9 protein-coding genes are annotated in these 9,948 nt (G+C 61.8%); 2 read left to right on the top strand and 7 right to left on the bottom strand.

Going from position 1 to position 9,948, the window contains the following annotated elements; translation table 11 throughout:
• From phnE to IV091_RS12580, 5 genes are all read right to left on the bottom strand, one after another.
• A partial coding sequence (phnE, locus tag IV091_RS12600) for a phosphonate ABC transporter, permease protein PhnE (protein ID WP_293469226.1) occupies positions 1-968 on the bottom strand: 968 nt, incomplete at its 3' end.
• 10 nt (positions 969-978) lie between these two features.
• Entirely contained in the window at positions 979-1,788 is an 810-nt protein-coding gene (gene phnC, locus IV091_RS12595; RefSeq protein ID WP_293469224.1) for a phosphonate ABC transporter ATP-binding protein, read from the bottom strand.
• A gap of 79 nt (positions 1,789-1,867) precedes the next feature.
• On the bottom strand, positions 1,868-2,815 hold the full coding sequence (locus tag IV091_RS12590; protein WP_293469222.1) for a phosphate/phosphite/phosphonate ABC transporter substrate-binding protein: 948 nt from the start codon (positions 2,813-2,815) through the stop codon (positions 1,868-1,870).
• Positions 2,816-2,916: 101 nt separating this feature from the next.
• Entirely contained in the window at positions 2,917-5,109 is a 2,193-nt protein-coding gene (locus IV091_RS12585) for a phosphocholine-specific phospholipase C (RefSeq protein WP_293469220.1), read from the bottom strand.
• Between the two features lie 254 nt (positions 5,110-5,363).
• On the bottom strand, positions 5,364-6,146 hold the full coding sequence (locus IV091_RS12580; protein ID WP_293469218.1) for an HAD hydrolase-like protein: 783 nt from the start codon (positions 6,144-6,146) through the stop codon (positions 5,364-5,366).
• Between the two features lie 76 nt (positions 6,147-6,222).
• Here IV091_RS12580 and IV091_RS12575 point away from each other — a divergent pair, with 76 nt between their 5' ends.
• Positions 6,223-7,023: a DeoR/GlpR family DNA-binding transcription regulator gene (locus IV091_RS12575; RefSeq protein WP_293469216.1), complete on the top strand. Its 801-nt coding sequence runs from the start codon at positions 6,223-6,225 to the stop codon at positions 7,021-7,023.
• Positions 7,024-7,200: 177 nt separating this feature from the next.
• On the opposite strand, the gene asd is transcribed toward IV091_RS12575, so the two are convergent.
• Complete coding sequence (asd, locus tag IV091_RS12570; RefSeq protein ID WP_293469214.1) at positions 7,201-8,055, bottom strand: archaetidylserine decarboxylase; 855 nt, start codon at positions 8,053-8,055, stop codon at positions 7,201-7,203.
• Between the two features lie 70 nt (positions 8,056-8,125).
• Positions 8,126-8,314 (bottom strand): heavy-metal-associated domain-containing protein, encoded by a 189-nt coding sequence (locus IV091_RS12565; RefSeq protein WP_293469213.1) that lies wholly within the window; start codon positions 8,312-8,314, stop codon positions 8,126-8,128.
• Between the two features lie 155 nt (positions 8,315-8,469).
• On the opposite strand from IV091_RS12565, the gene IV091_RS12560 reads away from it, so the two are divergent.
• A partial coding sequence (locus IV091_RS12560) for a heavy metal translocating P-type ATPase (protein ID WP_293469211.1) occupies positions 8,470-9,948 on the top strand: 1,479 nt, incomplete at its 3' end.

Here is a 9,948-nt window from a genome sequence, read left to right as displayed (position 1 = left end):
AAGATCGCGATCAGGATGGTCGCCACATGGTCATACTGGAACATGTCGAAGCGGCCCTTGAGTTCCTGCCCGATACCGCCAGCGCCGACCAGACCGATCACGGTCGCCATGCGAATGTTGCGATCAAGGATGTAGAGCGTGTACGCGATGTACTGCGGCAGCACCTGCGGCAGCACGCCATACCACAGCGTCTTGAGCTTGCCGGCACCGATGGCTTCCAGCGCCTCCTGCGGTTTCTTGTCGGCGTTCTCGATGTCTTCGGCGTAGAACTTGCCGAGAAAGCCGGCCGCGTGCAAACCCAGCGCCAGCACGCCGGCGATCGGCCCGAAACCATAGGCCAGTACCAGGAACAGGGCGACGATCAATTCCGGCGCCGAGCGCAGCAGGCTGATCGATCCGCGCGCCAGCGTGTAGGTGAACCGGTTCGGCGTGTAGTTGCGCGCGGCCAGATAGGCCAGCGGAATCGACAGCAGCACCGACAGCAAGGTGCCCCAAATCGCGATCTCGACCGTCTGCACCATCTTGGCGAACACGGTCCACAGGTAGCCGACCGGCTTGACCAGGTACTCGATACGCTCCGTTTCCACATCCATCTGCAGGGTCTGCAGGTTCATGCGCTGCTCGCGCCGCTCCTGCACCTCGAGGTAGCTAAACCATGGAAGGTCGTTGCGGTCGAACCGGGACAGGCGCGCCACTTCCTCTTTCTCGCCGATCGCCGGCGGCCACATCGACTGGCCAATACGCGACAGGCCACGCACGACCTGCGACTCATCGGTCAAACCAAGCAACTTCCCGATGGCTTGTACCGTCATCGTTGCCATGCGGTCCATTTCGGTTCTCTGACCGGTGTAGATCAAGCCTGCCAGAAGTACCAACACGATCAGCAAGTGCTTGGCGGTGTAAGGATGGTCCAGCTTCCAGGCAAGCTGTGTGCCCGCTGTCGGTACGGGGATGGGTTTGGTGATCATGGTGGACATTTCAGGCAGCAAGCGGCAGCAACGATCCCTGCGGCCATGTATTTTCTTCGGCGTCGGAGGGTGCGGCGACGTCTTCCCAGTGTGCGCCGGCATACAGGCGTTCCACGACTGCATCGGTAAATTCGGCGGGTGTGCCGTCAAACACGATACGGCCGTCGCGCATGCCGACGATACGATCGCCAAACTCACGCGCAAGGTCAACCTGATGCAGGCTGCACAGGACGGAGGTGTTGCGCTCGCGCGCCGCATCGCGGATCAGCGTCAGGATGTCGCGCGAAATCTTCGGGTCCAGGCTGGCGACCGGCTCGTCGGCCAGAACCACTTCGGGGTCAAGCATGAAAGCCCGGGCAATGCCGACGCGCTGTTGCTGTCCACCGGACAGTTCTCCCGCGCGGCGTGGCAGGTGCTTTGGCGCCAGCCCGACGCCGGCCAGCAGGGTGCAGGCTCTGGCCCGATGCGCAGGCGTGAACCAGCCCAACAGTGCGCGAGCGATGGACACCTTTGGCAGCAGACCTGCAAGCACGTTGCCGGACACGCTCATGCGCAAGGTCAAATTGAAATGTTGATGGATCATCGCCACGCGTTGACGCAATTCGCGCTCGGTAGCAGGGGTCAGTTCAGTCCCGTCAATGACGACTCGGCCCGTGCTCGGGCGCATCAGGCCGTTGACCGCGCGCAGCAATGTCGATTTGCCGGCGCCCGATGGGCCCAGCACGACGCAGAACTGTCCACGCGGTACCGCGAGGCTGATATCGGTCAAGGCCCGCGTGCCGTCTGGCCAGGTCTTGGAAATGTGATGGAATTCGATCATGGCAAGCTTCTTGGATGGAGGTACGGGCAGTGGCATTGCGCCGCCGCCCGTTCTGGTCTGATGTGCAAACTGCGCTGGCTTAGCGGCTGTCGGCTTTCTTCATGATCTCGACCTTGACCTGGTCGGTGACCAGCTCGAACATTTTTCCGGCTGCCGCCATGTCGGCTTCACTGACCTTGGACGTGTAGCCATCGACCTTGCCGCCGCCATAGCCGCGGATCTGGTCCTTGGTGATGCCAGGCAGCTTGTCGATGTTGCTGAAGGCATCGCGCAGCTTGGTCTTCACGGCCTCGGTCAGCTTCGGGTGCATAGCCAGCGGCGGATACGGAATCGGCGCACTCTTCACAAGCACCTTGACTTTGGCCGGATCGATCGCCTTGGCGTTGACGGCTTTCTCGAACGAGTCGAACGAGGCACCACCGGCATCGACCAGACCCTCGGCCAGCGCCTTGAGCACGTTGGCGTGGGTACCGGCCATGTTGATCATGCCAGCGTCTTTTGCAGGATTGACACCTGCCGAGATCATCATCGCCACCGGCACGTTGAAGCTCGATGTCGAGTTGACGTCACCCAGCGCGATTTTCTTGCCCTTCAGGTCCTTGACATTATTAATGCCTGCGTCGGTGCGGGCGAAGATGCCGGAGTAATACACAGAGGCACCCTGACGTACCGCCAGCGCCAGCAATTCCGCGCATCCGCGGCCGCGGGCCTGCAGGTAGCTCGCCGGTCCAAACCAGGCAATATCAGCGGCGCCGTTGCACATGGCCTCGACCACGGCTCCGTAGCTCTGGCCGACCTTGATATCGAATTTCAGGCCGGTGGACTGGTTGATTGCGCCGAAGATCGGTTCGAAATCCTTCTTGGTGCCGTCCTCGGTGCCGCCGTCGGCCGGAATCAGAATGACGCGCAAAGGCCTGGCCACACTGCCATCGTGTTGCGCCTGGGCGAAGGTGGCCGCGCTGGCGAACAGTCCGGCGATGGCTAACATAGCTGCCACTACGGTTCGGATAAATAGTTTGCGGTGCATGGTTGAGTTTCTTGTCTGTTGGGTGAAATTGGAATTGATGCGGTTGCCGGCGACGCCAAAGACGCAGTCCTGAATGCTTGTCCTTGGCGCCGCCGGATGTTTTAAGCCGTCCCCATCGCCGGGTCGCTGAGCCCATGCTTGCCGGTTTCGACCCGGCCAGCAAAGCGGCGCATATAACCATTGAGTGTGTCGGCAGTCACGCTGAAGTCATACCAGTTGCCGCTTTTGCGGAGCGACCAGTTCTGTTCGACTTCCTTGCCGGGTTCGACCTTCAACACCCATGGCCCAGCGCTGCCGTAGGCGTTGTCCTGAATCGTCAGCGTGCAGGCCTGCGTCCCTTGATTGCTGAATTTCACGTAGACATCACCGTTTGCAATGTCGTAGCAGACGCGGCATTCCGGGCTGGCCACGTTTGCGATGGTTTGCGCATCGTCCTTGAAGACGCGCACGAAGCCGTTCGGCCCGTACACCCACAAATCATGCTTGCCCTTGTCGGCCGACACGTCCCAGATGTCCGCCAGCGTTTTACCGGCTTCAACGGTGTAGCGGCGTGGAATGCGGTCAAGGTGCATCTTGTCATAGACGTGATAGACCGCGCCCTGCTTGCCCGTGTTGGCGAAGGTCAGCTCGACGCTGATGCCGGCCTTGACGGCGGCGTTGACATGCAACTCGTAAGGCAGTCTGCGCGAAAAGCGGACGCCTTTTTCCTGAAACAGCGGCTCGTGCGTCTTGGGAGCGTAGTACGGCAGCATGGATCTTTGCTGCGCGTCGACGAAGGCGTAGTTGCCGGTGTCGGGCAGCGTTGGCCACGCCGCGTCCTTGGCCTGCACGAAGTCGAACGCCGAGGTCAGGTCGCCGCAGACGGCGCGGTGCCACGGGCTGATGGCCGGAACAGTGATGTCGAAGCGTTTTTCCAGAAACATCCCCAATGAGGTGTGGTCGAACACTTCGGACGCGACCCAACCCCCCTTGCTCCACGGCGAAACCACGTACATCGGAACGCGCGCGCTCAGCCCGAACGGACGAACGGTGCCCGAGATCGTGTCTTCTGGCTTCAGGTATTTTCGGATCGGGTCCGAAAAGTATTCACCGTCGAGCTTGAGGGTGGCTTTGCCTGCCAGGGTGCCGTCCGCGTTGTATGACGGAGGGGCGGGCGGAGGTACGTGATCGAAAAGACCGTCGTTTTCATCGAAGGTCAAAAAGAACGCCGTCTTGCTCCAGACGTCGGTGTTCACGGTCAGCGCATTGAGCACCTGCTCCGTGAAGTTGCTGCCTTTCAGCGGGCTGGAGGGCCCGCCGGGATGCTCGGAGAATGCCTGGGGCGGGAGCACCCAGCACACTTGAGGCAGAGTGCCATTCTTGACGTCGTTGGCGAGATCCTCGAGCGTCCACAGCGACATGCCGTTCTTGTAGATGGACGAACCGGGTTGTGCCGTTCTGAAGCTCTCGAAAGCGAGGCATCCGTGCATCGCGCCGGTCCAGTTGTCATTGGGGTCCTGATAGATGCGCCAGGTGATGCCGGCTTGCTCGAGAACGTCCGGAATAGTCGGCCACTTGAACGCCGTGTCCTTGTACTTGTAGCCCGGCACCGGCCACTTGTTGACAGCAGGGTCCAAGACCCAGCAACGCACGTTGTTCGGTTCCGAATCGGCGTCGGTGCAATTGATGCCCTGGGCTCTCAGGTCAGGATTGAAATTCGAACCGCTGAAAAAGGTGATCCGATTGGGGTCGGTTCCAGTGGTGATCGAGCAATGGTAGGCGTCGCAAATCGTGAAGGCTTCGGCCAGCGCGAACTGGAACGGAATGTCTTCCCGCTTGTAATAGCCCATTGAATTGTCGTTCTTGTACTTCGGCCAATAGCCGAACTTGCCCTGGTTCCATGCCGCCTGCGAGTCCGAGAAACTGTGCGGCGTGCTGGGCGCGAGCATGGCATTGAATTTTTTCGGGTCGAGATGAAATGGCGCAATTTCAGTGCCATCGAACGGCGCGCTAGGGTCAGGCGTGCCGTCGGCCTTGCCGTTGAGCTGATACCAGACCGACTTGCCGCTCTGCAGCGGAATCGGGAAGCGGTCGCCGAAACCGCGCACGCCTTTCATGGTGCCGAAATAATGGTCGAAACCACGGTTTTCCTGCATCAGGATCACGATGTGCTTGAGGTCCTTGATCGTGCGGGTGTCAACGGCGGGTTCAACGGCGAGGGCGTTGCGGATGCTCAAGGGCAGCGCGGCAAGCGCGGCGGCGGCGGCGCCTGTGTTGGCGCTCATGCGCAAGAAGTTGCGGCGATCGATGCTCATAAGTGGGTACTCCTAATGGTGGGAAGGGAATGCGGTTTTCGTTCCGTGCGGTTTATGGTGCACAGCGAATGACTGGCGCCAGGGGGGCAGCCACGGGCGCCGCCAAGGGGGGAGGGGTAACCGAGGCTTGCTCTGCCAGAACGATGTCGGCTTTGCCTCCTCCGCAGGCGGCGAGGACCAGGATCAGGAAAAGCGAACATCCGAGGCGCAGCGCCCGGGTTCGTGATGACAAGGGATTCATATGCTCTCTCGATTCAATGACAAAGGTTGATGGGACATGACACAGTGACGCGGACAGGGTGAAACAGGGCAGAACGGTGGTCGAGCACCCAGCTTGTGAGCTGGTCGTAGGCGCCAAAACTCAGAACGTTGGGAAGCAGGTCAGCGGGTTGTCCGGCGTAGCCTCCACGATGGGCGGCAAAGCGAACCTTTGACAATTGGGCGCAGCAAGCGTCCATGGCGGAGTCGCCCACAAACAAAGTTTCTGCGGGTGGCACTTCCAGACGCTCCATGAGCAGCAGCAAAGGGTCAGCCGCGGGCTTCGGAAGTGGCGCATCGCCGAGGCTTACGATGGCGTCAAAAAAACTAGCGATGGAGGCCGATGCCAGCAGAGCCTCGGTCGAGGCACGGTCCCGATTGGTACAGATGCCCAACTTCAGTCCCTGTGACCTGAGTGCCGCCAATGCCTCTGTCACGCCAGCAAACAAGGGAGCCGTCAATAACCAGCGCCGCCCGTAATGGGCCATGTACTCGATTTCGAGTTGATTCGCCGCTACCGCATCAACAGGAGCCGACTGCAAGGCGATGGCTTGGCGAAACATGGGCCTCAACCCTTCATTGAGCGCTGACCCCAGCAATGACATTGAAACTTCGCGCATACCGGCGTTCGCAAGCACATCGTTGGCAGCCGCCGACAGCGAAGGCAAGGTATCAAACAAGGTGCCATCAACATCAAAAATAACTGATCGAATTTGATTGCTTGTGTTCATATTTGAAATAATACAAACACCTTGTGTCAATTTAATGACTAAATTCATTCATTAGTAGTCTGTTTTTTTGTTTGAATTTGTTTTTGGTTTCTAATACGCCTCATGTTGATCTATGAGGTTTCGTATGCTCAAAGCCGTTCGCCACAAGGAAATCGTCACTCTGGTTCAGGCGGGAGGGGCTGTCGAAGTGACTGTTTTGGCGGAAAAGTTTCAGACCTCGCCCATCACAATTCGGCGAGACCTGATTGAATTGCATGAACGCGGGCTGCTGGAACGCACCAGAGGGGGGGCCGTTTCAGGGGAAGTTATCGCTGAAGGCTGGGCTCGTTACGAGAGCATCAGCTACGCAGAACGGGAAAGAGAGAACTTTCGCGAAAAGCGCGCGATTGCGGAGCTGGCCGCGCAGCTGGTCTCCGATGGAGATTGCATCCTGGTCAATGGGGGAACGACCTCCCGGCATCTGGCCGAGGCACTTCGCGGTCACCACAACCTGCATGTGGTCACGAACGGCCTGACCGTTGCAGTGGAATTCGCCCGGAGCCAGAACGCCTCCGTCTATCTGTTGCCCGGGATCGTCGATTTCAAAAAGATGGCCTCCGTGAGCCGCCCCGCTCCCGGAGCCTTCGACGACATCTCGGTTCGTGCGGCTTTTCTGGGGGTTCATGCCATCTCGCCCTCGGGCGGCATCGGGATGCTGTCCCCCGAGGAGGCCGCCATGAACCGAGCCTTCATCGACGCAGCACAGACGGTGAGCGTGATAGTGGACTCATCGAAGTTCCGCTCTCAGGCCGTCTTTCGCATCGCCAAGCTGGACAAAGTGACGCGCGTCATCACAGATGCAGGCATCGACCCGGGCGCACGTCAAGAACTCGAGGACTTGGGAATTGAGGTGCTTGTGGCGTCAACGGAAGACGCTTCGCTTTGAATCTAGTAGCGCAGCGGTCGTCGCCAATTCATTTCTGAAATACCTTCACCATCGTCAACCGGCCATTTCGTTCACCGACGGCGGCCGGCGATGCGACGAATCTGCGGGTGCGACTGCGCAAGCACGAGGACGATGTGCTGTACTTTTACGCCCGTTCAGGCCCGACAAGGCAGGCCGTCAGGCGTCGCTGGCCATCGCCTCGCCAAGCCGCACGCTGGCGCCATGCGCCCAGTCAGGGTTAAAGCGCAGCGACCCCTTGGGGAACAGCATGACGACGGTGGAGCCCAGCAGGAAGCGGCCCATTTCGTCGCCCTGATTCAGCACGACTTCAGGCTGGCCAGACGCCGGGTAGCGCCACTCGCGCACCGCCTTGCTGCGCGGCGGATTGACCACACCGTGCCACACCGTCGCCATGCTGCCCACAATGGTGGCGCCGACCAGCACCAGCACAAACGGGCCGCGCGCCGACTCGAACACGCAAACGACGCGCTCGTTGCGCGCAAACAGGCCGGGTACGCCGCGCGCCGTCACCGGATTGACCGAGAACAGCGCGCCGGGCACGTAAATCATGCGGCTCAGGCGCCCATCGCAGGGCATGTGAATGCGGTGGTAGTCCTTGGGGCTCAGGTAGATGGTGGCGAAATGGCCGTCCTGGTAGTGGGCCGCCAGCGCCGCATCGCCGCCCAGCAGCGCGGTGGTCGAATAGTGGTGGCCCTTGGCCTGGAAAATCTGGTCGCGGTCGATCGCGCCCAGCTGGCTTATCGCGCCGTCCACCGGGCAGACCAGCGCGGCCTGCGCCAACGGCCGCGCGCCAGGCTTCAGGGCACGCGTGAAAAACGCGTTGAAGGTGGGGTAGGCGGTGATGTCAGGATTGGCCGCCTCGGCCATGTTGACCTGGTATTTGCCGACAAACCAGCGGATCAGCGCGGTGGTGACCCAGCCGCGCTCGCGCGACGCCACAAAACCGGCAAAAGCGGTCATCGCCTGCTTGGGCAGCAGGTATTGGAGAAAAACGGCAAAACGATCAGGCACAGGCGCTTACGGTAGTTGGGTTCGCGGCATTCTATCGGGCTGCGTGAAATGCCCGTGCGCGCCAGCGCCGTCAGTGCGTCGGGTAGCCGGCCTCGGTCAGCGCGGCGGCCACCGTGGCACGGTCCTGGTTGGTGTCCAGCGTCACCTTTTTGGCGGGCAGGTCCACGCTGACTTTGGCGCCGGGGTCGAGTTGCGCAAGCGCCTCGGTGATGGCCTTGACGCAGTGACCGCAGCTCATGGCGGGGATATCGAATTCCATACGGGTTCCTTGAAGGATTGAGGTGAAACAGCCTGCAGTCTGAACCTTCCCACGGGGGCAAAGTCAAGCAGGCTTGACCCTGCCATGGTGGTAAGGTTCAGACTTCAGCGATTGTCGGGGCTTTTTCCCCGGCAATTCACATCAGGAGTACGCGCATGAGCGGCAGCCAGACAGCACAGAATACGGAAAACACAGCCACGCAATGGCGCTTCCCCGTGGAAGGCATGACCTGTGCGTCCTGCGTGGCCCGGGTTGAAAAAGCCCTTGGCGCCGTTGCGGGGGTCACGCAGGTCAGCGTGAACTTCGCCACCGAGCAGGCCAGCGTCCAGGCGGGCCAGGGTGTCCGCATGGACGCGCTTCAACGCGCCGTCGAAAAAGCCGGCTATGCCGTGGCCGAGCAGTCGCTGCGGCTCAAGATTGGCGACATGACCTGTGCGTCCTGCGTGTCGCGGGTGGAAAAGGCGCTCCAGCAGCTTCCGGGCGTGCTGTCGGCCGAGGTCAACCTGGCGACCGAGACCGCCGAAGTCCAGATCACTGGCGGCGCCGTCACGCTGGCCCAAGTCATTGCCGCCGTTGAAAAAGCTGGCTACCGGGCCTGGCCACTGCAGGCTGACAGCGACAGCGCCGCCGGCCAGCCCCCCCAAACTGGCGCCGACTGGTGGCCGGTGGCGCTGGCGGCCGCGCTGTCGGCGCCGCTGGCGCTGCCGATGGTCGGCCTGCTGTTTGGCAAGATGTGGATGCTCGACGGCTGGCTGCAGTGGCTGCTGGCCACGCCGGTCCAGTTCTGGCTGGGCGCGCGCTTTTACAAGGCCGGCTACAAGGCGGTACGGGCCGGCGCCGGCAACATGGATTTACTGGTCGCCCTGGGCACTTCGGCCGCCTACGGGCTCAGCGTGTACCAGTTGCTGGTGCATGGCGAGCACGGCATGGCGCACCTGTATTTCGAGGCCTCGGCGGTCGTCATCACGCTGGTGCTGCTGGGCAAATGGATGGAGGCGCGCGCCAAGCGCCAGACCACCGAAGCGATACGCGCGCTCAATGCGCTGCGCCCCGACACCGCGCGGCGCCGCCGCGGTGGCGTGGACGAGGAAGTCCCGGTGTCCGAGGTGCGGGTCGGCGACCTGGTGGTGGTGCGCCCGGGCGAACGGATTGCGGTCGACGGCGACATCACCGAGGGCGCGACCGAGGTGGACGAGTCGCTGATCACCGGCGAAAGCCTGCCCGTGAACAAGCACGCGGGCGACCGGGTGACCGGCGGCGCGGTCAACGCCGAAGGGCTGATCGTGGTGCGCACCACCGCCGTCGGCGCCGAATCGACGCTGGCGCGCATCGTGCGCATGGTCGAGTCGGCGCAGGCCAAGAAGGCGCCTATCCAGCGGCTGGTGGACCAGGTCAGTGCGGTGTTTGTGCCGGTGGTGATCGGCATCGCGGCCGTCACGCTGCTGGGCTGGGGACTGGCGACGGGCGACTGGGAAACCGCCATCCTCAATGCGGTGGCCGTGCTGGTGATTGCCTGCCCGTGCGCGCTCGGCCTGGCCACGCCCACGGCCATCATGGTGGGCACCGGGGCGGCGGCCAAGCACGGCATTTTGATCAAGGACGCCGAGGCGCTGGAAGTGGCGCACCGGGTCCAG

Source organism: Polaromonas sp., assembly GCF_018780625.1.
Taxonomy (GTDB): Bacteria; Pseudomonadota; Gammaproteobacteria; order Burkholderiales; family Burkholderiaceae_C; genus Polaromonas.
This window is presented reverse-complemented; position numbering and strand designations above follow the sequence as displayed.

Coding starts and splice junctions, on each gene's coding strand:
- IV091_RS12565 (WP_293469213.1), bottom strand. CDS start 8,314: ATGGAATTCGATATCCCCGCCATGAGCTGCGGTCACTGCGTCAAGGCC.
- IV091_RS12585 (WP_293469220.1), bottom strand. CDS start 5,109: ATGAGCATCGATCGCCGCAACTTCTTGCGCATGAGCGCCAACACAGGC.
- IV091_RS12575 (WP_293469216.1), top strand. CDS start 6,223: ATGCTCAAAGCCGTTCGCCACAAGGAAATCGTCACTCTGGTTCAGGCG.
- phnC (WP_293469224.1), bottom strand. CDS start 1,788: ATGATCGAATTCCATCACATTTCCAAGACCTGGCCAGACGGCACGCGG.
- IV091_RS12580 (WP_293469218.1), bottom strand. CDS start 6,146: ATGAATTTAGTCATTAAATTGACACAAGGTGTTTGTATTATTTCAAAT.
- IV091_RS12590 (WP_293469222.1), bottom strand. CDS start 2,815: ATGCACCGCAAACTATTTATCCGAACCGTAGTGGCAGCTATGTTAGCC.